This is a genomic window from Pseudomonas sp. K2I15, from assembly GCF_002204795.1.
Lineage (GTDB): Bacteria > Pseudomonadota > Gammaproteobacteria > Pseudomonadales > Pseudomonadaceae > Aquipseudomonas.
The window spans coordinates 1-23,937 of record NZ_NIXO01000034.1 but is presented as its reverse complement, the minus strand read 5'-3'; the positions used below and the strand labels follow the sequence as shown (position 1 = coordinate 23,937).

General features: G+C 61.5%; 23 protein-coding genes. 14 read left to right on the top strand and 9 right to left on the bottom strand.

The features are described from left to right. Positions 1 to 28 precede the first annotated feature (28 nt). The 12 genes from CEC48_RS19680 (at position 29) to CEC48_RS19625 (ending at position 15,642) form a co-directional block, all read left to right on the top strand. The gene (locus CEC48_RS19680) at positions 29 to 523 is read left to right on the top strand and encodes a DUF1543 domain-containing protein (protein WP_088425254.1); all 495 of its coding nucleotides are present in this window, start codon (positions 29 to 31) and stop codon (positions 521 to 523) included. A 161-nt stretch (positions 524 to 684) separates the two neighbouring features. Then, a complete protein-coding gene (locus tag CEC48_RS19675; RefSeq protein WP_088425253.1) occupies positions 685 to 966 on the top strand; it encodes a peptidylprolyl isomerase in 282 nt (93 codons plus the stop codon). Between the two features lie 140 nt (positions 967 to 1,106). After that, complete coding sequence (locus CEC48_RS19670) at positions 1,107 to 2,966, top strand: extracellular solute-binding protein (RefSeq protein ID WP_088425252.1); 1,860 nt, start codon at positions 1,107 to 1,109, stop codon at positions 2,964 to 2,966. After that, the gene (locus CEC48_RS19665) at positions 2,966 to 4,027 is read left to right on the top strand and encodes a microcin C ABC transporter permease YejB (protein WP_003208021.1); all 1,062 of its coding nucleotides are present in this window, start codon (positions 2,966 to 2,968) and stop codon (positions 4,025 to 4,027) included. The genes CEC48_RS19670 and CEC48_RS19665 overlap by 1 nt, the downstream gene beginning before the upstream one ends. Further along, positions 4,027 to 5,049, top strand: coding sequence for an ABC transporter permease (locus CEC48_RS19660; RefSeq protein WP_176438741.1), 1,023 nt, complete (start codon positions 4,027 to 4,029; stop codon positions 5,047 to 5,049). The genes CEC48_RS19665 and CEC48_RS19660 overlap by 1 nt, the downstream gene beginning before the upstream one ends. Before the next feature lie 11 nt (positions 5,050 to 5,060). After that, positions 5,061 to 6,632, top strand: coding sequence for an ABC transporter ATP-binding protein (locus CEC48_RS19655; protein WP_088425303.1), 1,572 nt, complete (start codon positions 5,061 to 5,063; stop codon positions 6,630 to 6,632). Then, positions 6,629 to 8,029 (top strand): sigma-54-dependent Fis family transcriptional regulator, encoded by a 1,401-nt coding sequence (locus tag CEC48_RS19650; RefSeq protein WP_088425250.1) that lies wholly within the window; start codon positions 6,629 to 6,631, stop codon positions 8,027 to 8,029. The genes CEC48_RS19655 and CEC48_RS19650 overlap by 4 nt, the downstream gene beginning before the upstream one ends. A gap of 296 nt (positions 8,030 to 8,325) precedes the next feature. Further along, positions 8,326 to 9,717, top strand: a complete 1,392-nt coding sequence (locus CEC48_RS19645; protein WP_003208013.1) for a GntP family permease — start codon at positions 8,326 to 8,328, stop codon at positions 9,715 to 9,717. A gap of 7 nt (positions 9,718 to 9,724) precedes the next feature. After that, entirely contained in the window at positions 9,725 to 10,498 is a 774-nt protein-coding gene (locus CEC48_RS19640; RefSeq protein ID WP_088425249.1) for a 3-hydroxybutyrate dehydrogenase, read from the top strand. Between the two features lie 194 nt (positions 10,499 to 10,692). Further along, positions 10,693 to 12,651: an acetoacetate--CoA ligase gene (locus CEC48_RS19635; protein WP_088425248.1), complete on the top strand. Its 1,959-nt coding sequence runs from the start codon at positions 10,693 to 10,695 to the stop codon at positions 12,649 to 12,651. Between the two features lie 135 nt (positions 12,652 to 12,786). Further along, complete coding sequence (locus CEC48_RS19630; RefSeq protein WP_088425302.1) at positions 12,787 to 15,324, top strand: PAS domain-containing protein; 2,538 nt, start codon at positions 12,787 to 12,789, stop codon at positions 15,322 to 15,324. 42 nt (positions 15,325 to 15,366) lie between these two features. Then, positions 15,367 to 15,642: a peptidylprolyl isomerase gene (locus CEC48_RS19625; RefSeq protein WP_088425247.1), complete on the top strand. Its 276-nt coding sequence runs from the start codon at positions 15,367 to 15,369 to the stop codon at positions 15,640 to 15,642. 114 nt (positions 15,643 to 15,756) lie between these two features. On the opposite strand, the gene CEC48_RS19620 is transcribed toward CEC48_RS19625, so the two are convergent. The 8 genes from CEC48_RS19620 to CEC48_RS19585 all read right to left on the bottom strand — a co-directional run bounded on the left by CEC48_RS19620 (position 15,757) and on the right by CEC48_RS19585 (position 22,388). Next, positions 15,757 to 16,665 (bottom strand): sugar kinase, encoded by a 909-nt coding sequence (locus CEC48_RS19620; RefSeq protein WP_088425246.1) that lies wholly within the window; start codon positions 16,663 to 16,665, stop codon positions 15,757 to 15,759. Positions 16,666 to 16,795: 130 nt separating this feature from the next. Continuing rightward, positions 16,796 to 18,004, bottom strand: a complete 1,209-nt coding sequence (locus CEC48_RS19615; RefSeq protein WP_088425245.1) for an amino acid deaminase — start codon at positions 18,002 to 18,004, stop codon at positions 16,796 to 16,798. A gap of 9 nt (positions 18,005 to 18,013) precedes the next feature. Then, positions 18,014 to 18,778, bottom strand: a complete 765-nt coding sequence (locus CEC48_RS19610) for an IclR family transcriptional regulator (protein WP_088425244.1) — start codon at positions 18,776 to 18,778, stop codon at positions 18,014 to 18,016. Positions 18,779 to 18,956: 178 nt separating this feature from the next. Next, positions 18,957 to 19,346 carry a RidA family protein gene (locus CEC48_RS19605; protein ID WP_088425243.1) on the bottom strand — a complete coding sequence of 130 codons (390 nt, stop codon included), beginning with the start codon at positions 19,344 to 19,346 and terminating at the stop codon, positions 18,957 to 18,959. A gap of 24 nt (positions 19,347 to 19,370) precedes the next feature. Further along, positions 19,371 to 20,156: an amino acid ABC transporter ATP-binding protein gene (locus CEC48_RS19600; RefSeq protein ID WP_088425242.1), complete on the bottom strand. Its 786-nt coding sequence runs from the start codon at positions 20,154 to 20,156 to the stop codon at positions 19,371 to 19,373. Beyond that, the gene (locus CEC48_RS19595; RefSeq protein ID WP_088425241.1) at positions 20,153 to 20,815 is read right to left on the bottom strand and encodes an amino acid ABC transporter permease; all 663 of its coding nucleotides are present in this window, start codon (positions 20,813 to 20,815) and stop codon (positions 20,153 to 20,155) included. The genes CEC48_RS19600 and CEC48_RS19595 overlap by 4 nt, the downstream gene beginning before the upstream one ends. 9 nt (positions 20,816 to 20,824) lie before the next feature. Then, positions 20,825 to 21,487, bottom strand: coding sequence for an amino acid ABC transporter permease (locus CEC48_RS19590; RefSeq protein WP_003207993.1), 663 nt, complete (start codon positions 21,485 to 21,487; stop codon positions 20,825 to 20,827). A 52-nt stretch (positions 21,488 to 21,539) separates the two neighbouring features. Beyond that, a complete protein-coding gene (locus CEC48_RS19585) occupies positions 21,540 to 22,388 on the bottom strand; it encodes a transporter substrate-binding domain-containing protein (protein ID WP_088425240.1) in 849 nt (282 codons plus the stop codon). 334 nt (positions 22,389 to 22,722) lie between these two features. On the opposite strand from CEC48_RS19585, the gene CEC48_RS19580 reads away from it, so the two are divergent. Then, positions 22,723 to 22,959 carry a hypothetical protein gene (locus CEC48_RS19580; protein ID WP_088425239.1) on the top strand — a complete coding sequence of 79 codons (237 nt, stop codon included), beginning with the start codon at positions 22,723 to 22,725 and terminating at the stop codon, positions 22,957 to 22,959. 174 nt (positions 22,960 to 23,133) lie between these two features. Further along, positions 23,134 to 23,511, top strand: coding sequence for a co-chaperone YbbN (locus CEC48_RS19575; RefSeq protein WP_088425301.1), 378 nt, complete (start codon positions 23,134 to 23,136; stop codon positions 23,509 to 23,511). Here the strand turns inward: CEC48_RS19575 and CEC48_RS19570 are convergent. Continuing rightward, a partial coding sequence (locus CEC48_RS19570) for a PhzF family phenazine biosynthesis protein (RefSeq protein ID WP_141099691.1) occupies positions 23,447 to 23,937 on the bottom strand: 491 nt, incomplete at its 5' end. The genes CEC48_RS19575 and CEC48_RS19570 overlap by 65 nt on opposite strands.

Genomic DNA, 23,937 nt, shown 5'->3' with positions numbered 1-23,937 from the left:
TTCCATCCTAGCCATAAAAGGACGTGCAATGCTGTTTGTGGTCATGCTCGGGGGCAAGCACCCTCGGGCAAAAATCGAAGTGCACGACGTAGTATTTGCCGTAGCCGACACCCTGGAAGGCGCCTACCCGCAACTGCGCGATGGCTGGTTTGGCAGCCCGAAAGGCGTACATATCGATTCCTGGATGAGGGTCGACGGCGTCGACGGCTGGAAAGTCCAGCTCAGCCACCTGGCGCCTAACGCCGGGGCACCGCGCCTGTACTTCATCAACCTTGGCGGTTATGAGTCGAGCACCTTTGGCGAAGCCCACCACTACCTGCTGGTGGTTGCCCGCACGGCCAACGAGGCCGCAACCCAAGGCAAACAGCAGATGCTCACGCACTGGACGCAATCCCACACCGACGGCGTGCTGGACATCGACGACTGCCTGCCCATCGACCTGGTAGACGGGCGCTACATCCACCTGGAACCAGGCCCACACCGCCCGATCATCACGCAAAACGACTACATCGTGCTGCCCTGACCGCCTCCTACCCGAACAGGTTCGCTTCTTATCGATTGGCTGACCCACAGCGGCGTGATGGCCCGCTCCTGAGCCGTCCAGACAATTGAGGGGAACTTTGCCGGGAAATAACCACCTGAATCCGGTACGCTCACCGTTTTTACCCAAGGAGTTACCCCCTCATGGCCAAAGCCACCGCCCGTCACATCCTGGTTGCCACCGAAGACAAGTGCAACGAACTCAAAACGCAAATCGAAGGCGGCGCCGATTTTGCCGAAGTTGCCAAAGCCAACTCGTCTTGCCCGTCCAGCCGTCAAGGCGGCGACCTGGGTTCGTTCGGTCCGGGCCAAATGGTTAAGGAATTCGACACCGTCGTATTCAGCGCCCCGGTCAACACCGTGCAAGGCCCGGTGAAAACCCAGTTCGGTTATCACCTGCTGGAAGTGACCAGCCGTCAGGACTGATCCCGTCCGCACTTATGTTTAAAACAACGGCCCGCCCTTTGGTGGGCCGTTGTGCATCTGTGACAGTGTGATGACTGGCGAGGCGTACGCGCTTAGCGTACAAATCCCTTTACCTCTTCACCCGGCGCCCAAGGCTGATAATGCGAGTCGCTTTTTCTACCCTGCTTTACTCCACCCTGGCCCTGCTGCTGGCCAGCACCGCCGTGATCGCCGCGCCGCGACCGGCACTGACCGTGTACGGCGAACCGGCCAAATACCAACCCGGCTTCACCCACTTCGACTACGCCAACCCCAATGCCCCCAAGGGCGGCAGCCTGCGGCGTTCGGCTATCGAAATCGGCCGCTATGACCATGTGCTGCCCTATGGCGACAAAGGCATCGGTGTAAGCCAGGTCGACGGTTGGCTGTATTCGCCCCTGGCACAGCGCTCGCTGGATGAGCCCTACACGGTCTACGGCCTGGTGGCGGAAAAGATGGAGCGGTCAGACGACGGTCTGTCCCTGCGTTTTTACCTGAACCCCAAGGCCCGTTTTGCCGATGGCCAGCCGATCACCGCCGAAGACGTGCGCTACACCTTCGACCTGCTGATGACCCAGGGCAGCCTGCGCTATCGCACACTGTTCGCCGACGTCAAACACGTCGAAGTCGAAGGCCCGCGCCAAGTGCGCTTCGATTTCTCAAGCAATGAAAACCGCACCCTGCCCCTGGATATCGCCACCCTGCCGGTGTTCCCCGAACATTGGTGGAAGACCCGCGACTTCGCCAACGGCGGCGGCTACGAGATTCCCCTCGGCAGCGGCCCCTACACGATCAGCAAGGTCGATGCCGGCAACACCATCACCTTCAAGCGTGACCCGAATTGGTGGGGCAAGGACCTGCCCATCAGCCGTGGCCTGTACAACTTCGATCACCTGAGCCTGGAATACTTCGGCGACACCGAAGTGGCGCGCCAGGTATTGCGGGGCGGTGCCTACGACTTCAACCGCGAATTCTCTGCCACCGGCTATTCCATCGGCTACAACGGCCCGGCCCTCGACGATGGCCGCCTGCAACGCGCGCACCTGGCCAAGGAAGCACCGCAGCCGGCCCAGGGCTATGTGTTCAACGTGCAAAAACCGATGTTCAAGGACCGCCGTGTGCGCCAGGCCCTGGCGATGCTGTGGGACTTCGAGTGGGCCAACCGGCAGATGATGCGCAACATGTACATCCGCCAGCAAAGCTTCTTCTCCAACAGCCCGCTGGCGGCAACGCAACTGCCCGACGCCCAGGAGCTGGCGATTCTTGAACCGCTGCGCGGGCAGATTCCCGAGGAAGTCTTCACTAAGGTGTTCAAGGCCCCCACCACCGACGGCACCGGGATGATCCGCGACAAGCAGCTGCAAGCCCTTGCATTGCTTGAACAGGCTGGCTGGAAACCTGACGGCGACAAGTTGGTAAACGCCGAGGGCGAGCCGCTGGAGTTCACCTTCCTGAATGCCCAGAACGGCATGGAGCGCCTGTTGTTGCCCTACAAACGCAACCTGGCGCAGATCGGCATCACCCTCAACATCCGCCGTATCGACTCCTCGCAATACGTCAACCGCCTGATGTCCCGGGACTACGACATGATCGTCACCGGCTTTCCGGTCACCACCTCGCCCGGGATGGAGCTGTACAACTACTTCGGTTCGGCCGCCGCGTTTGATACCGGCGCCAATAACTACATGGTCCTGAAAGACCCGGCCGTCGACAGCCTGATCAGCGGCCTGGTCAAGGCCAACACCCAGTCGCAGATGCTTAGCTACGCCCACGCCCTGGACCGCGTGCTGCAATGGAATTACCTGTGGATTCCCAACTACTACCCGCCGGGCACCTCCGCTGCGTGGTGGAACCGCTTCGGCCGCCCGGCCGTGGAAGCCAAAACGGACGAAGCCCTGGAAACCTGGTGGGAAATCAGCCCCACACCACTGACCAATGACCAGATGAAAGCCGAACTGACCAAACGCCCGGGAGCCCGCTGATGTTTGCCTATATCGTGCGGCGCTTGCTGCTGATCATTCCAACCCTGGTGATTATCCTGCTGGTGAACTTCGTTATCGTGCAGGCCGCGCCCGGCGGGCCGGTGGAACAGGCCATTGCGCACCTGCAAGGCATCGGTGGCGGTGGCGTCGGCGGCTCGTCTGCCGAAAGCCTCAGCAGCGGCTCACGGGCCAGCCGTGGCCTGGACCCGAAACTGATCAAGGACATCGAGAAACAATACGGCTTCGACAAACCCGCGCCGGAACGCCTGTGGCTGATGCTCAAGAGCTACGCCCAGTTGGATTTCGGCAACAGCTTCTTTCGCGGCAAAAGCGTGACCGACCTGATCCTGGAAAAGATGCCAGTGACCATTTCCCTCGGGCTGTGGGCCACCTTGATCACCTACCTGGTGTCGATCCCGCTGGGCATTCGCAAAGCGGTGCGCCATGGCAGCAGTTTTGATGTGTGGAGCAGCACGGCGATCGTGATTGGCTATGCGATGCCGGCGTTCCTGTTTGCGATGTTCCTGATCGTGGTATTCGCCGGCGGTACCTCGCTGAACTGGTTCCCGGTGCGCGGGCTGGTCTCGGAAAACTTCGACCAGTTGAGCACTGTCGGCAAGATCGCCGATTACTTCTGGCACTTGGTTTTGCCGGTCAGCGCGCTGGTGATCGGCGGTTTCGCCACCTTGACCATCCTGACGAAAAACTCGTTCCTCAATGAAATCACCCGCCAGTACGTGGTCACCGCCCGCGCCAAAGGCTTGAGCGAACGCCGGGTGCTGTACGGCCATGTGTTTCGCAACGCCATGCTGCTGGTGATTTCGGGGATTCCCCAGGCCTTTATCGCGGTGTTCTTTGCCGGTTCGCTGCTGATCGAGGTGATTTTCTCCCTCGATGGCCTCGGTCGCATGAGCTACGAAGCCGCGGTTTCACGGGACTATCCGGTAGTGTTCGGTTCGTTGTTTATCTTCACCCTGTTTGGCCTTTTGATAAAACTCATCGGTGACCTCTGCTACACCCTGGTGGACCCGCGTATCGACTTCGCCGCGAGGAACGCCTGATGCTCCAGCTCTCTCCCGTGGCCCGTCGACGCTTTGAACGCTTCAAGAAAAACCGCCGTGGCTGGTGGTCACTGTGGCTGTTTATCGGCCTGTTTATCCTGACCCTCGGCGGCGAGTTGATCGCCAATGACAAACCGTTGGTGCTCAGCTACCAGAACGAGCTGTATTTTCCGGTGTTCAAGCGCTACACCGAGCAGGAGTTCGGCGGGCAACTGCCATTCCAGGCGGATTACCGCAGTGACTACGTGCAGAACCTGATCAAGAAGGACGGCGGCTGGATGCTGTTCCCACCGATCCCGTTCAGCGACGACACGCCCAACTATGAACTGACCCGCCCTGCCCCCAGCCCGCCATCGAGCGTGAACTGGCTGGGCACCGACGACCAGTCCCGCGACGTGCTGGCGCGGGTGATCTTCGGCGCACGGGTGTCGATCCTGTTTGCCCTGGCCCTCACCGCCATCAGCGCGGCCATCGGCATCGCCGCCGGGGCCTTGCAGGGTTACTACGGTGGCTGGGTCGACCTGATTGGGCAGCGGATACTGGAAGTGTGGTCCGGACTGCCGGTGCTGTACTTGCTGATCATTCTGTCGGGGTTTGTCGAGCCGAATTTCTGGTGGTTGCTGGGGATCATGGCGCTGTTTTCGTGGCTGGCGCTGGTGGACGTGGTGCGCGCCGAGTTCCTGCGGGGGCGCAACCTGGAGTACGTCAAGGCCGCGCGGGCGTTGGGTTTGGGAGACGGCAAGATCATCCGCCGACATATCCTGCCGAACGCGATGACCGCCACCCTGAGCTACTTGCCGTTTATTTTGACCGGGGCGATTTCCACCTTGAGTGCCCTGGATTTTCTCGGCTTCGGCATGCCTGCCGGCAGCGCCTCCTTGGGTGAACTGATCGCCCAAGGCAAGCAAAACCTGCAAGCGCCTTGGCTGGGGCTGACTGCGTTTTTCACCCTGGCGCTGATTCTGTCGTTGCTGGTGTTTATCGGCGAGGCGTTGCGTGACGCCTTCGACCCACGCTCATGAAGGGCTTTGAGATGACTGAAAACCTGATCGAGATTCGCGATCTGAGCGTCGCCTTCAACGGCCAGACCGTGGTGCGCAACCTGTGCCTGGACGTACGCCCCGGCGAGTGCCTGGCGCTGGTGGGCGAGTCGGGTTCGGGCAAGTCGGTGACCGCCCATTCGATCCTGCAACTGCTGCCCGAAGCCGGCACCGAAACCACCGGCTCGGTGCGTTATCGCGGCCAGGAACTGCTCGGCGCCTCGCCCGCCACCCTGCAAAAGTTGCGGGGCAACCGGATTGCGATGATCTTCCAGGAGCCGATGACTTCCCTCAATCCGCTGCACAGCATTGAGAAACAGATCGGCGAAACCCTGCTGCTGCACAAGGGTCTGGGCGGCAAGCAAGCCCAGGCGCGGATCCTTGAACTGCTCGAACTGGTGGGCATCCAGAAGCCCCAGGAACGCCTCAAGGCGTATCCCCATCAACTCTCCGGCGGCCAGCGCCAACGGGTGATGATCGCCATGGCCCTGGCTTGCGAGCCGGAACTGTTGATCGCCGACGAACCCACCACGGCGCTGGATGTGACGGTGCAGCGCAAGATCCTGTTGCTGCTCAAATCCCTGCAACAACGCCTGGGCATGTCGCTGCTGCTGATCAGCCACGACCTTAACCTGGTGCGCAGCATTGCCCAGCGGGTGTGCGTGATGAAGGCCGGGGAGATTGTCGAACAGGCGGATTGCGAAACCCTGTTCTGCGCCCCGAAACACCCTTACAGCCGCCTGCTGCTGGACGCCGAACCGGCGGGCATCGCCCTGAGCCACGACATGCGCGAGACGGTGTTGCAGGTGGATGACCTGAGCGTGCAATTCCCGCTGGGCGGTGGACTGTTCCGCCGCAAGCAATACCTGCAGGCGGTGGACGGCATCAGCCTGACGGTGCAGCGCGGCAAGACCTTGGGGATTGTCGGCGAGTCCGGCTCGGGCAAATCCACCCTGGGCCAGGCGATTTTGCGACTGCTGGATTCCAGCGGCACCATTCGCTTCCAGGGCGCCGCCCTCGAGGGCCTGACGCAAAAGCAGATGCAGCCATGGCGCAAGCAGATGCAGGTGGTGTTCCAGGACCCGTTCGGCAGCCTCAGCCCGCGGATGTCGGTGGCGCAGATCATCAGCGAAGGCCTGGAAGTGCATGCCCCGTGCAGCCTCAAGGACCGCGAAGCCCAAGTGATCCGCGTGCTGGAAGACGTCGGCCTGGACCCCGCCAGCCGCCATCGCTACCCCCACGAATTCTCCGGAGGCCAGCGCCAACGCATCGCCATCGCCCGCGCGTTGGTGCTCAAGCCGGCGCTGATCTTGCTGGACGAACCCACCTCTGCGCTGGACCGTACCGTGCAGAAACAGGTGGTCGCGTTGCTGCTTGAGCTACAGGAAAAGTACGGCCTGACCTACCTGTTTATCAGCCACGACCTGGCCGTGGTGCGGGCCCTGGCCCACGACATGATCGTGATCAAGGACGGCAAGGTGGTGGAGCGCGGGCCCAGCGATGAAGTGTTTGCCGCGCCTCAACACCCTTACACCCAGGAACTCCTCGCGGCGGCGCACCCATGAGCACCACCGGCAGCCTCAAGGATTACCAATACGTTCGCGGCCTGGCGATCCAGTCGTTGTTCGAGATCATCGAGCAGTCCAGCGAAGGCACGGTGATTGTCGACGGTGACGCCAACATCGTCTGGATGAACGAGCGCTACGCCAAGCGCTTCGGCCTGAAAAGCGCGGACGAAGCCATCGGCCAGCCGTGTGAACAGGTGATCTCCAACAGCCTGCTACGGCAGGTGGTGCGCAATGACCAGCCGATTTTGCTGGACATCCAGGACACACCCAAAGGCCCGCTGGTGGTGATGCGCCTGCCGATTCATGACGATGCCGGCCAGGTGATCGGCGCGATCGGGTTTGCGCTGTTTGATGAACTGCGCAACCTGTCACCGCTGATTGAGCGCTACCTGAGCATGCAGCAGGAACTGGCTTCCACCCGTTCGCTGCTGAGGTCGCGGCAGAGTAAGTACAACTTCGCGCACTTTATCGGCACCAGTGCGGCCAGCCTGGAAGTCAAACGCCGTGCGCGGCGCAGTGCGAGTGCCGAGTCGCCGGTGTTATTGCTGGGGGAAACCGGTACCGGCAAAGAGTTATTGGCACAGGCAATTCATGGCGCCTCGCCGCGCGCCCATAAAGCCTTTGTGAGCATCAACAGCGCGGCGATTCCTCATGATTTGCTGGAAGCTGAATTCTTTGGCACCGCACCCGGCGCGTTTACCGGCGCCGACCGCAAGGGTCGTCCCGGCAAGCTGCAAATCGCCCAGGGCGGCACGCTGTTTCTCGATGAGATCGGCGACATGCCACTGCCGCTGCAAAGCAAGTTGCTGCGGGTGTTGCAGGAGAAAGAGTTCGAGCCGGTGGGCTCCAACGAGATGATCCACAGCGATGTGCGGGTGATTGCCGCCACGTCAATGGATCTGGAAGCGGCGATCAAGCGCGGCGAATTTCGGGCGGACCTGTATTACCGGCTGAATGTGCTGCCGATCCAGGTGCCGCCGTTGCGCGCGCGGCTGGATGATTTACCGGCGCTGAGTGAGGCGATTCTGGAGGAGTTGCGCAGCCAGCATGAGCTGGATCGCGAGGCCTTGGCGTTGTTGGCGCAGCATGCGTGGCCGGGGAATATCCGTGAGCTGCGCAATGTGCTGGAACGGGCGGCATTGTTGAGTGATGACCTGGTGCTGGATGCCAACGCGATTCGGGTGGCGATCGGGACGTTCAGTCCGGTGGAGCGTGGGGCGGTGGTGGAGCAGGTTGAGGGCGAGGGTTTCAGCGCGGCCAGGGAGCGGTTTGATCGGCAGGTGATTGGGGCGGCGTTGAAGGCGTGTGAGGGGAATGTGGTGGAGGCGGCGAAGCGGCTGGGGCTTGGCCGGTCGACCTTGTACAAGAAGATGGTTGCGTTAGGCATTGCCTAGTCTCAAAACAGAGACATAAATCTCATATAAAAGACAATCTACTGTGGGAGCTGGCTTGCCTGCGATAGCGGTGGGTCAGCCAACACATTCATCAACTGACAAACCGCCATCGCAGGCAAGCCAGCTCCCACATTTGATCACCGTCAGTCTCAAGTCAGAGACAAACTTCAGAACCCAGAACTCAAAAAACAATATTATCTATATATTTCAACAAGTTAAGTACTTGGCACACATCTCGCTATAGCCCTCCTCACAGCCTCACCCCCACAAAAATAACAATCAGATGGAGACACACCATGAGTGTGATCATTGCCCTCGCAGCCCTGGCGCTGCTGATGCTGGCCGCCTACCGTGGCTACAGCGTCATCCTGTTTGCCCCCATCGCCGCCCTCGGCGCCGTGCTGCTCACCGACCCTTCCGCCGTCGCCCCCGCCTTCACCGGGGTGTTCATGGAGAAAATGGTCGGTTTCCTCAAACTGTATTTCCCGGTATTCCTGCTCGGTGCAGTGTTCGGCAAGCTGATTGAAATCTCCGGCTTCTCACGCTCCATTGTCGCCGCCGCAATCCAGTTGCTCGGCACCCGCCAGGCGATGCTGGTGATTGTGCTGGTGTGCGCCCTGTTGACTTACGGCGGCGTGTCGCTGTTTGTGGTGGTGTTCGCGGTGTACCCGTTTGCCGCCGAGATGTTCCGCCAGAGCAATATCCCCAAGCGCCTGCTGCCGGCGACCATTGCCCTCGGCGCCTTCTCGTTCACCATGGACGCCCTGCCCGGCACGCCGCAGATCCAGAACATCATCCCCAGCACCTTCTTCAACACCACCGCCTGGGCCGCGCCGTGGCTGGGGCTGATCGGTACGATCTTCGTGTTCTGTGCCGGCATGCTGTACCTGGCCCGCCAGCGCAACAAGGCCCAACGTGCCGGTGAAGGCTATGGTACCGAGCTGCGCAACGAGCCGGAAACCGCCGAAGACATCAAGCTGCCCAACCCGTGGATCGCCCTGTCGCCGTTGTTGCTGGTGGGCATCATGAACCTGCTGTTCACCCACTGGATTCCACTGTGGTACGGCAAGACCCACACCCTCAGCCTGCCGGGCATGAGCGTGCCGGTGCAGACCGAAGTCGCCAAGCTGACGGCGATCTGGGCGGTGCAGGCCGCGTTGCTGGTGGGGATTATCGTGGTGCTGGTATTCGGCTTCTCGGCGATTCGCAGCAAGCTCGCCGAGGGCAGCAAGAGCGCGGTCAGCGGTGCGCTGCTGGCGGCGATGAACACCGCTTCGGAATATGGCTTTGGGGCGGTGATCGCCTCCTTGCCGGGCTTCCTGGTGCTGGCCGACTGGCTCAAGGGCATCCCCAACCCGCTGGTCAACGAAGCGATTACCGTGACCCTGCTGGCCGGTATCACCGGTTCCGCCTCGGGCGGCATGAGCATCGCGCTGGCGGCCATGTCGGAGAGCTTTATTTCAGCGGCCCATGCGGCCAATATCCCCCTTGAAGTGCTGCACCGCGTCGCAGCCATGGCCAGCGGCGGCATGGACACCCTGCCCCACAACGGCGCCGTGATCACGCTGCTGGCGGTCACCGGGCTGACCCACCGCGAAGCCTATAAAGATATTTTCGGCATCACAATCATCAAGACCCTCGCGGTGTTCGTGGTGATTGGTACTTTCTACGCCACCGGCATTGTGTGAGGTTGATATGACGACATTGAACGGCAAGACCGCCCTGGTTACCGGCTCCACCAGCGGCATCGGCCTGGGCATCGCCCTGAGCCTGGCCAAGGCCGGCGCCAACCTGATCCTCAACGGCTTCGGCGACGCCAGCGCGGTGATCGCCCAGGTGCAGGCCTTCGGCGGCAAGGTCGGGCATCACCCGGCCGACGTCAGCGACCCGGCGCAGATCGCCGAGATGATCGCCTACGCCGAGCGCGAGTTTGGCGGCGTCGACATCCTGGTGAACAACGCCGGGATCCAGCATGTAGCGCCGGTGGATGAGTTCCCGGTGGAGCGCTGGGATTCGATCATTGCGATCAACCTGTCGTCGGTGTTCCACAGCACCCGCCTGAGCCTGCCGGGCATGAAGGCCAAGGGCTGGGGGCGGATCGTCAATATTGCTTCGGTGCATGGGTTGGTGGGTTCGGTGGGCAAGGCGGCTTATGTGGCGGCCAAGCACGGGGTGATCGGGCTGACCAAGGTGGTGGGCCTGGAAACCGCCCAGAGCAATGTCACCTGCAACGCCATTTGCCCGGGTTGGGTGTTGACGCCGCTGGTGCAGAAGCAGATTGATGACCGCATCGCGACCGGGGTTGACCCGCAGCAGGCGCAGCAGGATTTGCTGGCCGAGAAGCAGCCGTCGCTGGAGTTCGTGACGCCGCCGCAACTGGGAGAACTGGTGCTGTTCCTGTGCAGTGAAGCCGGCAGCCAGGTGCGTGGCGCGGCGTGGAATATCGACGGCGGCTGGCTGGCCCAATAAATGTTCATCAATGACGCTTTTGTGGCGAGGGAGCTTGCTCCCGCTGGGCTGCGCAGCAGCCCCAAAACCTGCCACCGCGCCTTATCTGAAAGACCGCATGAACATTGCTGGGGCGGCTTCGTCACCCAACGGGAGCAAGCTCCCTCGCCACATTTAGAGCATCATTGCTGTCGACACATAACAAGAGGCCAATAATGTCCGACATCCTCTGGCAACCCTCCCCCGAACGCATCCACAACACCCGCATGGACCAGTTCCGGCGCTTCATCAATGATCGCCATGCCTTGCAGATCAGCGACTACCCGGCGCTGCACCAATGGAGCATCGACCAGCGCCCGGCCTTCTGGCAGGCGATTGTCGAGGTCTTCGACGTGCAGTTCCGCACACCACCCAGTGCGGTGCTGATCGAAGAAGCCGAGATGCCCAGCGCCCAGTGGTTTCCCGGCGCTACCCTGAACTTTGCCGAGCACCTGCTGCGCCGCCGCGACGATCACCCTGCCGTGGTTGCCATCAGCGAAGACGGCCAACGCGAACAACTGACCTACGCCGAACTGGCCCGCCACGTCGCCGGCCTGCAACGCAGCCTGCGAGCAGCCGGCGTGGGCGTGGGTGACCGGGTGGCCGCGTGCATGCCCAACACCTGGCAAACCCTGGTGGGCATGCTCGCCACCACCAGCCTGGGGGCGATCTGGTCGTGCTCGTCGCCGGATTTCGGCACCCAGGGCGTGATCGACCGTTTCGGCCAGATCGAACCCAAGGTACTGATCACCTGCGCGGGCTACCGCTACGCCGGCAAGGTCATTGACCAGAGCAGCAAGCTCAATGAAATCCTCGACCGCCTGCCGTCCCTGCAACAGCTGATTATTGTGCCGTACGCCCGCCCGCAAGCGCGCCCCGAGAATTACCAAACCCAGGCCAACGTCGCACTCTGGGACGCGTTCTACACCCCCGGCGGCGAGCCCGATTTCGTCGCCGTGCCGTTCGACCACCCGCTGTACATCCTGTATTCCAGCGGCACCACCGGCGTGCCCAAATGCATCATCCACGGCACCGGCGGCGTACTGCTCACCCACCTCAAGGAACACGGCCTGCACGCCGACCTGTCCCGCGATGACCGCCTGTTCTACTACACCACCTGCGGCTGGATGATGTGGAATTGGTTGGTGTCGGTACTGGCCATCGGCGCCACCGCAGTGCTGTATGACGGCTCCCCGTTTCACCCGGGGCCGGAGCGCCTGATAGACCTGATCGACCAGGAAAACATCAGCGCGTTCGGCACCAGCCCGAAATTCCTCGCCACCCTGGAAAAGGCCGGGCTGCAACCGCACCTGAGCCACGACCTGGGCAGCCTCAAGGGGTTGATCTCTACCGGTTCGCCGCTGTCACCGCAGAGCTACGATTACGTGTACCGCGAGATCAAGCCCGAACTGTGCCTGTCGTCGATGTCTGGCGGTACCGACATCGTTTCCTGCTTCGTGATCGGCAACCCGGTGCTGCCGGTGCGGCGTGGCGAGATGCAATGCAAGAGCCTGGCAATGGCCATCGAAGTGTGGGACGACCAGGGCCACCCGCTGATCGGCGAAAAAGGCGAACTGGTGTGCACCCGGCACTTCCCGGCGATGCCCATCGGCCTGTGGAATGACCCGCACCAGGAAAAACTGCGGGCCTCGTATTTCAGCCAATTCCCAGGTGTGTGGGCCCAGGGTGACTACGCCGAACAGCGGCCCAACGGCAGCCTGTTGATTCACGGCCGTTCAGACGCGGTGCTCAACCCCGGCGGCGTGCGTATCGGCACCGCAGAGATTTATCGACAAGTAGAAAAGGTGCCGCAGGTGTTGGAAAGCCTGGCCATCGGCCAACGCTGGCAGGACGATGTGCGGGTGGTGCTGTTTGTGCGGCTCAACGACGGGGTCGAACTGGATGACGCCCTGGAACAGCAGATTCGCCAGGTGATCCGCGCCAACACCACGCCGCGCCATGTGCCGGCGAAGATTCTGGCGGTGACGGATATCCCGCGCACCATCAGCGGCAAGATCGTCGAACTGGCAGTGCGCAACGTGGTGCATGGCGAGGCGGTCAAGAACACCGACGCCCTGGCCAACCCCGAAGCACTGGAGCAATTTCGTGATCGCCAGGAGCTTGCACAAGGATGAAACGTTTTAGCCGTTAAGCACTCATTTGAAGACAAAACCCTCAAGCATGCTATTTTTCGAGGGTGGAAAGCCGGTCCTCGCTCGCGGGATAATCGGCTTTTGTCATTCTTCAAGCGTTACGCGCAGGGCATTTACATGAACGTATCACCCACCGGCAGCGAGGCCGCAGCACTGATTGCGCGGCTGGACTGGGCACGAAGCCCCCTCGGTGACGCCATTGATTGGCCGCAGAGCCTGCGTACAGCCGTCGACATCGTGATTCACTCGCCCATGCCGATGCTGTTGCTGTGGGGCGCCGAACTCACCCAGATCTACAACGATGGCTTCGCCCTGCTGGCCGGCAACAAGCACCCCGGCGCCTTCGGCCAGCCCGCCGACCAGGTCTGGCCGGAACTCAAGCCGTTTACCGACCCGATCTACAGCGCCGTCCTCACGGGCCAGGTGCGCACCTTCACCGAACAGCGCTTCGTGCTGCAACGCAATCACCGCGACACCGAGATCTGGCTCGACCTGACCTACAGCCCGATTCGCGATGAGCGTGGCGAGGTCGCCGGAATCCTGATCACCGCGATCGAAACCAACGAACGCCGGCGCGTCGCCCTGGAACTCCAGCAGCGTACCGAAAACAGCCTCAAGGCCCAGCGCAACACCGAGCAACGCCTGCAACTGGCATTGGCCGCCACCGACGCCGTGGGCACCTGGGACTGGGACATTGGCGAAGACCGGTTTATTGCCGACGCGCACTTCGCCCAATTACACGGTGTTGACCCCTGTGATGCCGGCCTGCTGCCCATCAGCGATTACCTGCAAGGCGTGCACCCCGAAGACCGCGGCACGGTGGCCCGCAGCATCAAGCATTGCATCACCCACGGCACCGAATACGCCGAGGAATACCGCTTGCTGCAAGCCGATGGTGAAGTGCGCTGGGTGTTCGCCCGGGGCCGCTGCTACAAGGATAACCATGGCCGACCGGCACGTTTTCTCGGCGCCGCCCTCGACCTGACCGAACGCAAACACACCGAACAGGCACTGCGCCAAAGCCAGACCGAGCTGCAGTTGATCATCAACGCCATGCCGGTGCTGATCGGTTACGTCGACCACGAACAGCGCTTTCGCCTGAACAACAGCGCCTACCTGGACTGGTACGGCATGACCCCGCAGGAGCTGTACGGCAAGAGCATCCGCGAAGTCGTGGGCGAAGAAATCTATGCCGGGCGCGTCGACAAGATCGAAGCGGCGCTCAAGGGCAAGGCCTGCAGTTTTGTCACCGTCACGCCCCACCACGACGGACGGCCACGCCATGCGTTGATGAAGTATTTGCCGCGTTTCAGCGCCGACGGTTCGGTCAACGGTTTCTACATTTTTGTGATCGATGAAACCGAGCGAAAACTCACCGAAGAAGCCCTGCGCCACCTGAACGAGAACCTCGAAGAACGCGTCAACCAGCGCACTCAGGCCCTGGCCGAAGCCAACCAGCGCCTGCAAAACGAGATGTTCGAGCGCGAGCGCGCCGAAGACGCCCTGCGCCATGCCCAGAAGATGGAAGCGGTCGGCCAACTCACCGGCGGTATCGCCCATGACTTCAACAACATGCTCACCGGGATCATCGGCAGCCTGGACTTGATGCAACGCTACATCGCCGCCGGGCGCAGCGATGAGATCGGCCGTTTCACCGACGCCGCCGTGTCCTCGGCCCATCGCGCCGCCGCACTGACCCACCGCCTGCTGGCGTTCTCGCGGCGCCAGTCGCTGGACCGCAAGCCGGTGGACCCGAATCAGTTGGTCGCGTCGCTGGAAGACCTGTTCCGCCGCACCAAGGGCGCGCATATCGAACTCAACGTGCAGCTGGGCACCGACGTGTGGCCGGTAAACACCGACGCCAGCCAGCTGGAAAACGCCCTGCTCAACCTGGTGATCAACGCCCGCGATGCGATGCCCGACGGCGGGCAATTGTGCATCGAGACCGCCAACAGCTACCTCGACGGCACCGACATCAGCACGCTGGAACCGGTCAAGGCCGGCGACTATGTGATGCTCGGCGTGAGCGACAACGGCGCCGGCATGACCGCGAAAATTCTGGCCAAGGCCTTCGACCCGTTCTTCACCACCAAACCCATCGGCCAGGGCACCGGCCTTGGGTTGTCGATGATCTATGGCTTTGCCCAGCAATCCGGTGGCCACGTGACGATTGAAAGTGAGCCGGGCCAGGGCACCTGCGTACGCCTGTACTTACCCCGCTTGCATGGCACGGCGCTGGAACGGAGCGTGCCTGCCAGCCACAGCGAAGCCCCGGTGGCGCTGGAGGGCGAAGCGGTGGTGGTGGTCGAGGACGACCCGGCGGTGCGGATGCTGGTGGTGAATGTACTGGATGAGCTGGGTTACACCGCGCACCAGGCAGCGGACGCACGGGCAGCGTTGCCGTTGCTGGAGTCTGATTTACGCGTGGATTTGCTGGTGACTGACGTAGGCCTGCCGGGGATGAATGGCCGGCAATTGGCGGAGATCGCCCGGCAACACCGGCCCGAACTCAAGGTACTCTTCATGACCGGTTATGCCGAGAAAGCCGCCGAGCGCCAGGGGTTCCTGGAGGAAGGCATGGACATGGTGGCCAAGCCGTTTTCGATTGACCTGCTGGCTAACAAAATCCGTAGCATGATCAGCTCAGCGACTTAACTTCAGGCATAATCGCGCGCCGTTTCACCTCAGGACCGATCAATGAAAGCCCAAGCCCGTCACATTCTGGTGAAAACCAGTGAGGAAGCCGAACAGCTCAAGCAGCGTATTGCCAAGGGCGAAGCGTTTGATGTGTTGGCCAAGAAGCACTCCACCTGCCCGTCCGCCAAGCGCGGTGGTGATTTGGGTGAAGTGCGGCCGGGGCAGATGGTGGGGGTGATTGATGCGGTGATCTTCAAAAAGCCCGTGAAGGTGGTTCACGGGCCGATCAAGAGCAAGTTTGGGTATCACCTGGTGCAGGTGTTTTACCGGGATTAAAGGGTTTTTTGTGGCGAGGGAGCTTGCTCCCGCTGGGCTGCGTAGCGGCCCCAAAAAAGCCGGGAGCGCTTCGCACTCCAGCGGGAGCAAGCTCCCTCGCCACAATAGATAGCCTCAGTCTCGGGGGATCAGTGCACCCGGCACTTGAATCACCCGGCTCGCCAGTCGATGCCCGGCCAGGGCTGCCCCTTGCGGCGTACCGCCCTTGAGCCGGCTGGCCAGATACGCCGCGCTGAACGAATCCCCCGCCGCCGTGGTGTCGATCACTTTCTCCACCACCAATGCCGGCACAGCAAAACGCTCCCCTTCACAGCGAATCAGGCAAGCATCCGCGCCCCGCTTGAGCACCACCTCGGCAATCGCCGGATACGCCGCAAACACCTGCTCGCTGTCCTCGTAGCCAAACAACGCCCGCTCGTCATCCTCCGTCAGCAAGGCGATATCCACCTCGGCCAACACCGTGTGATACGCCGCACGCGCCGCCTCTACACTGGCCCACAAACGTGGCCGGTAATTGTTGTCGAACACCACTTTGCCGCCGCGCTTGCGGGTTTCGATCAGGGTTTTCAGCAGGCGCTCACGACCCACTTCACCCAATACCGCCAGGGTGATACCGCTGAAATACACCACGTCGTACGCCGGCAACGCCGCCAGAATCGGCTCGGCCGCCGGCGTGGTGAAGCAGTCACGCACCGCCGCTTCGTTGCGCCAGTAGAGGAATTTGCGCTCGCCGTTGGCATCCGTCTGGATGCAGTACAAACCCGGCAGGCGCCCAGGCAGGCGCTGGACCATGCCCAGGCCCAGGCCTTCTTCAGCCCAGTGTTTGCACATGGCGTCGCTGAAGCTGTCATCGCCCAGGGCGGTGACGTAGTCGACGGTGCTGTGTTCACCCAGTTCGCGGCGCAGGTAGACGGCGGCGTTCAGGGTGTCTCCGCCGAAGCTTTGTTGCAGGTCGCCAGAGGCGCGGTGTTGCAGTTCGATCATGCATTCGCCGATGAGGGCGATGCGGGGGTTTGTGTTCATGTCTGGGGATTCTCGGGGTGCTTGAGGGCCTCTTCGCGAGCAAGCCCGGCTCCCACATTTGACTGCATTTCAACTGAAGAAACTCGGTCGAATGTGGGAGCGGGCTTGCTCGCGAAGGGCGCGACTCGGTCTAGAAGCGGGTTTCCAGGGACTCGATCACCTGCAACTGCTCATCCACCAGATTGCCCACTTGCCACTTGTCGAAGGTCAGGCACGGGTGGGAAGTACCGAAAGAAATGATGTCACCGATGCGCAGCTCAACCCCCGGCGCCACCACCATGAACGCGTGCTGGTCCATCACGGCCGTGACCTTGCACGCGGTCACGTCATCGCCCACCGCCGGCAACACGCCAGCCTTGTAGCGCTTGAGCGGCACCGGCAGGCCGGCGTCGTAGGCGACATCGCGCTTGCCCAGGGCGATCACGGCAAAGCCCGGCTCCGGCAGCGACTGCACATGGGCCCAGACTTCCAGCGCCGGGCGCAGGCCTTCGTTGAGGTCGCTGCGACGGTCGAGTACACAGCACTGCGCCTCTTTGTAGATGCCGTGGTCGTGGGCCACGTAGCTGCCCGGGCGCAATACGCTGAGGAAGCGGCCGGCGGCGTTCTGGGCTTCGAAGGACTCAGCGATCAGGTCGTACCAGGCCGAGCCCGAGGCGGTGATGATCGGCTTGCCGAGGTCGAAGGCGCCGCTGTTTTGCAGGTGGACTGCCAAGCGCACCAGGGAGGCAGCGAATTCGCGGATGCCGCTGATGGCGTGTTCGCCGTGGATCACCCCTTCGTAGCCTTCAATGCCGGTAAGGGCCAGCGCAGGCTGGGCCTTGATTGCCTTGGCCAGGTCGAGCACCTGCTGTTCAGTGCGGCAACCGCAACGCCCGCCAACCACACCGTATTCGATCATCACGTTCAAACGCAGGCCACGGGCGGCGAAGAACAGGCCCAGGTCGGCCACGTTGTCCGGGTGGTCGACCATGCAGTGGAAGTCGAATTCGGGGTCGGCCAGCAGGTCGGCGATCAGCGCCATGTTCGGCGCGCCCACCAGTTGGTTGGCCATCAATACCCGGCGAATACCTCCGGCATACGCGGCGCGGGTCTGCACCGCATTGGCCAGGGTGATACCCCAGGCGCCCTGCTCGATCTGCCGCTGAAACAGCGCCGGCATCATGCTGGTCTTGCCGTGGGGCGCCAGTTGCGCGCCGCTGTTGCTGACGAATGCCTGCATCCAGCGGATGTTGTGTTCCAGTGCGTCGCGGTGCAGCACCAGGGCTGGCAGGCTGACGTCACGGACCAGATGCGCACCGACGGCAGCGGCGCCTTTTTCAACGGCATTGAAGGCAGACATAAGCGTTTCCTATTCGTTGATACGACGGGCCAGGTTGTTCGCGCTGTCGATCAGCACCCGGCGATAGTCGTTGTAGTTTTTGATGGCATCGGCCCGCGGGGCCACGATGCACAGGGTCGCAATGCTGATGCCTTGGGCGTCCCGCACCGGGGCGGCAAAGCAATGGGTAAAGGTGTCGGCGACACTGTCGAAGGAGAAAAACCCGTCGAGGGTGGCCTGACGGATTTGCTCGAGGAAGGTTTCCAGGGGCAGACGCTGACCGTCCGGGAGAATGAAGTCGTCGTGGTCGATCAGGTCGATGATTTGCTGGTCGCTCAGGTGGCCCAACAGCAGGCGGCCGGAGGCGGTCCAGGGGATTGGGGCGTTCTCGCCGATGTCTGAGGAAATGCGGAAATGCCGCTCGCCTTCGCGCATCAGGGCCACGGTGTATTTGCGGCCATTGAGCAGGCACATCTGGGCAGTTTCGTGGGTCTGGCTGACAATTTCCTGCAGGGCGTGGTCGGCTTCGCGGGTCAGGTCGAAATGGCGCAGGTGGGCCTGGCCGAGGAAGTACAGTTGGCGACCGAGGTAGACGTGACCGTCCTTGCCGACGGTTTCGAGGATGCGCCTCTCCAGCAGCGAGGCCACCAGTTCGTAGACCGTGGATTTGGGGCTGCCGATGCCGCTGGCGATGTCATTCGGGCGCAGGGGCTGGCCGATCTCCTTGAGGAAATCGAGGATATCGAACGCCCGGTCGAGGCCTTTGGCGCGGCGTTTGATGGTGTCTTCGGTCATGGCAGTTTCGGGTCCCGTCAAAGGCTTAAAATCGCAGCAGATGAGTCCTCTGTGGCGAGGGAGCTTGCTCCCGCTGGGCTGCGTAGCGGCCCCAAAAAAACGGGAGCGCTTCGCACTCCAGCGGGAGCAAGCTCCCTCGCCACAACGAGTTTCATCACTGCAAGTTGCGGTCGATCATTTAGCCTTTTTTCTTGTAGGCCACGCAATCAATCTCGACCTTGCAATCGACCATCATGTTCGCCTGCACACAAGCCCGCGCCGGGGCGTGTTCCGGGCTGAAGTACTCGCCGAACACTTTGTTGAAGCTCCAGAAGTCCCGCGGGTCTTCCAGCCACACACCCACGCGCACTACGTCTTCGAGGGCGTAGCCGGCTTCTTCGAGAATCGCTACCACGTTGCGCATGGTCTGGTGTGTCTGTTCAACGATGCCGCCATTGATGATTTCACCGTCCACCGCCGGCACCTGGCCCGACACGTACAACCAGCCATCCGCTTCCACCGCACGGGCGAAAGGACGAGGCTGACCACCGCCAGCGGTGGCACCGGTGCCGTAACGAGTAATGCTCATAATGGATCTCCTGAAACGAGTGAGTTAAAAACGAATGTTCTTGAGAAATTCCGCCAGCCGCGGCGATTGCGGGCGTTCGAAGATGTCTTTGGGCGGCCCTTGTTCTTCGATGCGGCCCTGGTTCATGAAGACGATCTTGTCCGAGACTTCATAGGCAAAACGCATTTCGTGGGTGACCAGCAACATGGTCATGCCCTCTTCCGCCAGGCCCTTGATCACGCTGAGCACTTCGCCCACCAATTCCGGGTCGAGCGCCGAGGTGACCTCGTCGAACAGCATCAGGCTCGGGTTCATTGCAATCGCCCGGGCAATCGCCACGCGCTGCTGCTGGCCGCCCGACAACTGGCCCGGGAAGTGGTTGCGTCGTTCCAGCAGGCCGACACGGTCCAGCCATTTTTCGGCCAGCGCCACGGCTTCGTCCTTGCTCATTTTCTTGACCTTGAGCAGGCCCAGGGTGACGTTCTGTAACGCGGTCAAATGCGGGAACAGGTTGAATTGCTGGAACGCCATGCCGGTCATCGCGCGGTGCTGGGAAATCACCCGTTCCGGGTGGCGTACGCGCTTGCCGCCGACGTCGCTGTAGCCGATGGATTCACCGTCGAGGGTGATCTGGCCGCCCTGGAATTCTTCCAGCAGGTTGACGCAGCGCAGCAGCGTGGTCTTGCCCGAGCCGCTGGAGCCAATCAACGTCACGACGTTGCCGCGCTGCATCGTCAGGTCGACGCCCTTGAGCACTTCCACCGCGCCGTACTGTTTACGCAGGCCGCGAATGTTCAGCAGGGGTTGGCTTTCGTTTGAGGATTGGTTCATGGCAACGCCACCCGCTTTTCAATGTAACGCCCCAGTAATTCGATGGCGTAGTTGATGACAAAAAACATAAAGCCTGCGAACAGGTAGAACTCCAGGGTCATGAAGGTCCGGGCGATTACCTGTTGGGTGCTGAGCAGCAATTCGGCCACGCCGATCACCGACAGCAAGGTGGACGCCTTGACGATTTCCGTGGACGAGTTGACCCAGGTCGGCAGGATCTGTCGCAGTGCCTGAGGCAACAGCACGTAGCCCAGGGACTGGTAAAACGTCAGGCCGATGGCCTTGCCCGCTTCCAGTTGCCCTTTGGGAATGGCTTGCAGCGCGCCGCGCACGATCTCGGACACGTGGGAGCCGCAAAACAGCGTCAGGCCCACGGCGCCAGCCTGGAACGCGCTGATCTGCCAACCAAGCGCCGGCAGCATGTAGAAGCATGCCAACACCAACACAAACACCGGCGTACCGCGGATCAGGTCGACGTACAGGCGAAACGGTGCGCGCATCCAGAATTTGCCGTAGGTCAGCACCAACCCGGCAACGATGCCGATCAAAGTGCCGAAAATAATGGCCAGGGCCGAGCAATACACGCTGGTCTGGAACCCCGCCCAGAGGGTTTCCCGGGCGATCCACAACTCATGCAGCCAGCTGGGGGATTCGTACATGGGCGCTCCTTAGCGGCGAATCGCCAAACGCTGTTCCAGGTAACGGAGCAGCATGGCAATGAGGTAACAGGCAGCCACGTAGAGCGCGGTCGTGACCATCCAGGTTTCAATCACCCGGTAGCTTTCGACGTTGATCTTGCGGGCGTAATAGGTCAGCTCCGGCACCGCAATCGCGGCGGCCAGGGAGGTGTCCTTGAACAGCGAAATGAAGTTGTTCGACAGCGCCGGCAGCACGTTGCGCAGCATCACCGGCACGGTGATGTACGCGCGGATGCGCCATTCGCCAAGGCCGATGGCCAGGCCCGCTTCACGCAACCCCTTGGGAATGTTCAGCAAACCTGCACGGAATACTTCGGTCAGGTAGGCACCGGCGTACAACGACAGTGTGATGATGAACGAGGGGATCTTGTCCAGCCGGATACCGAGGCTCGGCAAGGCGAAGTAGATCAACAGGATCAGCACCAGGATCGGGGTGTTGCGGATCACCGTCACGTACACCGAGGCAACGATGCGTAGCGCACGGTGCTTGGACAGCATGGCAAACGCCATCAACAGGCCGATCACGCAACCGATCGCGATGGACAGCAGTGCCAGTTCAAGGCCCAGGCCGAGCCCCGCCAGCAAACTGGGGAAATCGCGCCACACAGCGGCAAAGTTCAACTGATAATTCATGGTCAGCAGTACCTGATTGGGGCGCCGTACGCGACGCCCCAGTGTTTACGAATTACTTGAACTCAACCGGGAAACCGATCGCAGGCTCTGGCAGATCCACACCGAACCATTGCTTGAACGAGGCCTTGTACATCGGGAACTCCACCCCGGTCATGGCTTCGTGCAGCGCGGTGTTGACGAAGTTCAGCCAGTCCTGGTCGCCACGCTTGACGGCGCACGCGTAGGTTTGCGGGCTCCAGGCGTAGCTCGGGCTGCGGTAGCGGCCCGGGTTTTGCACCATCAGGTACTTGACCGAGGACTGGTCGGTGGCGGCGGCGTCGGCACGACCGGAGTTCACGGCCTGGTACATCAAGTCGACGCTGTCGTATTGGTCGACCTTGGCTTTAGGCAATGCCTGATGCACCAGTTCTTCGGCGTAGACGTTTTGCAACACGGCCACGGTGACGCTGTCGCCAGCGGCTTGCAGGTCTTCGATTTCTTTATATTTGCTGTTGGCCGGCAGCAGCAGGCCCACGCCTTCGCGGTAGTACGGCAAGGTGAATGCCACTTGCTGCGCACGGCTGGCGGTAACGGTGATGAACTGGCAGCTCATGTCGACCTTGTCGGTCAGCAGGTTGGGAATACGGGCATCGGAGGACTGCACCACGTATTCGACTTTGCTTGGGTCGTTGAACAAGCCCTTGGCCACGATGTGGCCGATGTCGATATCAAAACCCTGCAACTTGCCATCCGCTCCCTGGAAGTGCCACGGCGCATTGGTACTGCCTGTACCCACGATCAGGTGCCCACGCTTGAGCACTGTATCGAGCTTGCTGTCCGCCGCGTGCACAACGCTTGCGAGGGAAGCCGATGCGGCGAAGAGAAAAACACACGCTTTAAACACGGAAGGTCGGTGATGCATGACAAGCACTCCAGGAGTTGTGTATTCCGCTATACCGGAATTTAGTATGTAACAACGGAATAGACAGCAGAAAGTGTGCCATACGCAGTAGCAGAAAAATATTGCGGGATTAATTTCTTTTTAAATCAATGGGATAAATTTTTATCGACGATGAGGCGTTGAGCCAGCGGTTGCAATCAGATTGCTACCGTTGGCTACACGCCGGGGTGACAGGCCACATTTGGGGGCGGGGGTGGGTCGTTACCGTGCACAAGTGCGGTGTGGTGGCCGAATGGAAAAATCCCATGGCTGGGCTAGCCTTGGCAGATGATTGGCCCCCAAGGAATGCGCTCAGATGAAGATCAGTCTTGTTCTTATGGTGTTGTCGCTGGTGTTTGCCTCCCAGGTGTTCGCCAAGGATGACCGGCGCGAATGCAAGGCCGAGCTGGTCAAGCTGAAGGCGGCGTTCAGTACGAACTACACCACGCAGAATCATCATGGGTATCGTCGGGCGAAGGATGCCAAGGAACAGGGGGACTATAAGCAGTGCGTGGGGCTGGCGAAGAAGGCTCGGGAGCGGGCGGAGCGTTGAAGTTCCTGGGACTGCTGCGCAGTCCAACGGGAGCAAGCTCCCTCACCACACAAGCTCCCTCGTCACAATAGGTGGTGTGGCCACTTGGAGGTGGGTACCTGTTAGTTCTGACAGTAGACCGTTTTGATCGTCTGGCTTAGCGTGGGCCAGGGCCTTTTGCTCAGGGAGATGATCATGGGAATTGCTACGGCGGTGATTAAAAATGTCGAGGATTATCAGCAACTGCTGAAGTCCCATGACACGGTGTTCATGCTGTTTGTCTCGCAGCATTGCCCAGCCTGTGGGGAAGCCGGGCCACTGTTTGAGCGTATTGCCGGGAAATATGGCAGCACCGTGAAAAGCCTGGTGCTCGACACCGCACAAACCCCAAGGCATCCCGAGGTGACTGGCACTCCCACGCTGCTGGTTTTCCAGAATGGCGAGATGGTCGAGAAGCTGAAGGGGTTCGACGAAAAAATTCTGAACGAGGCATTCGCCAAGACCAGAATCAGTCCTCCAGCATCAACCGCGCCGTACCCGACACCCGAATCGAGGCCCCTTTCTCATCGGTGATCTGCGCCTGCAAGCGCGAGCGGCTGCCCATGTCCTCGCCCTGGATGATGTCGATGCAACCGTTGTGCGGCCAGCCCAGGTCCCGCAGGTAGCCGGCAAATGCAGCGGTGGCGGCGCCTGTGGCCGGGTCTTCGTACACACCGCCCACGGCGAACGGGTTGCGGGTGTGGAACAGCGTCGGGCTTTCGGCAAACACCAGCACCACGGTGCCCAGGCGAGCATCGGTCATGTAGCGGCGACCGGCTTCCAGTTCGTAGTGCATCTGGCTGAGCTTGGCGCGGCTGTCGAGGGCCAGCACCAGGTGATCGATACCGCCATGGATGATCGCCGGTGGGATACTCGGGTCCAGATCATTGCGGGTGTAGCCGAACAACGTCAGGCCCGCGTCCACCAGGGCATCGTTTGCCGGGGCACTGCGGGTGGGCG

Excerpts from the sequence above, each read along its gene's own strand:
- CEC48_RS19665 (WP_003208021.1), top strand. The coding sequence starts at position 2,966 with ATGTTTGCCTATATCGTGCGGCGCTTGCTGCTGATCATTCCAACCCTG.
- CEC48_RS19655 (WP_088425303.1), top strand. The coding sequence starts at position 5,061 with ATGACTGAAAACCTGATCGAGATTCGCGATCTGAGCGTCGCCTTCAAC.
- CEC48_RS19595 (WP_088425241.1), bottom strand. The coding sequence starts at position 20,815 with ATGTACGAATCCCCCAGCTGGCTGCATGAGTTGTGGATCGCCCGGGAA.
- CEC48_RS19580 (WP_088425239.1), top strand. The coding sequence starts at position 22,723 with ATGAAGATCAGTCTTGTTCTTATGGTGTTGTCGCTGGTGTTTGCCTCC.
- CEC48_RS19675 (WP_088425253.1), top strand. The coding sequence starts at position 685 with ATGGCCAAAGCCACCGCCCGTCACATCCTGGTTGCCACCGAAGACAAG.
- CEC48_RS19625 (WP_088425247.1), top strand. The coding sequence starts at position 15,367 with ATGAAAGCCCAAGCCCGTCACATTCTGGTGAAAACCAGTGAGGAAGCC.
- CEC48_RS19615 (WP_088425245.1), bottom strand. The coding sequence starts at position 18,004 with ATGTCTGCCTTCAATGCCGTTGAAAAAGGCGCCGCTGCCGTCGGTGCG.
- CEC48_RS19590 (WP_003207993.1), bottom strand. The coding sequence starts at position 21,487 with ATGAATTATCAGTTGAACTTTGCCGCTGTGTGGCGCGATTTCCCCAGT.
- CEC48_RS19630 (WP_088425302.1), top strand. The coding sequence starts at position 12,787 with ATGAACGTATCACCCACCGGCAGCGAGGCCGCAGCACTGATTGCGCGG.
- CEC48_RS19650 (WP_088425250.1), top strand. The coding sequence starts at position 6,629 with ATGAGCACCACCGGCAGCCTCAAGGATTACCAATACGTTCGCGGCCTG.
- CEC48_RS19660 (WP_176438741.1), top strand. The coding sequence starts at position 4,027 with ATGCTCCAGCTCTCTCCCGTGGCCCGTCGACGCTTTGAACGCTTCAAG.
- CEC48_RS19645 (WP_003208013.1), top strand. The coding sequence starts at position 8,326 with ATGAGTGTGATCATTGCCCTCGCAGCCCTGGCGCTGCTGATGCTGGCC.
- CEC48_RS19680 (WP_088425254.1), top strand. The coding sequence starts at position 29 with ATGCTGTTTGTGGTCATGCTCGGGGGCAAGCACCCTCGGGCAAAAATC.
- CEC48_RS19670 (WP_088425252.1), top strand. The coding sequence starts at position 1,107 with ATGCGAGTCGCTTTTTCTACCCTGCTTTACTCCACCCTGGCCCTGCTG.
- CEC48_RS19575 (WP_088425301.1), top strand. The coding sequence starts at position 23,134 with ATGGGAATTGCTACGGCGGTGATTAAAAATGTCGAGGATTATCAGCAA.
- CEC48_RS19620 (WP_088425246.1), bottom strand. The coding sequence starts at position 16,665 with ATGAACACAAACCCCCGCATCGCCCTCATCGGCGAATGCATGATCGAA.
- CEC48_RS19585 (WP_088425240.1), bottom strand. The coding sequence starts at position 22,388 with ATGCATCACCGACCTTCCGTGTTTAAAGCGTGTGTTTTTCTCTTCGCC.
- CEC48_RS19610 (WP_088425244.1), bottom strand. The coding sequence starts at position 18,778 with ATGACCGAAGACACCATCAAACGCCGCGCCAAAGGCCTCGACCGGGCG.
- CEC48_RS19640 (WP_088425249.1), top strand. The coding sequence starts at position 9,725 with ATGACGACATTGAACGGCAAGACCGCCCTGGTTACCGGCTCCACCAGC.
- CEC48_RS19605 (WP_088425243.1), bottom strand. The coding sequence starts at position 19,346 with ATGAGCATTACTCGTTACGGCACCGGTGCCACCGCTGGCGGTGGTCAG.
- CEC48_RS19635 (WP_088425248.1), top strand. The coding sequence starts at position 10,693 with ATGTCCGACATCCTCTGGCAACCCTCCCCCGAACGCATCCACAACACC.
- CEC48_RS19600 (WP_088425242.1), bottom strand. The coding sequence starts at position 20,156 with ATGAACCAATCCTCAAACGAAAGCCAACCCCTGCTGAACATTCGCGGC.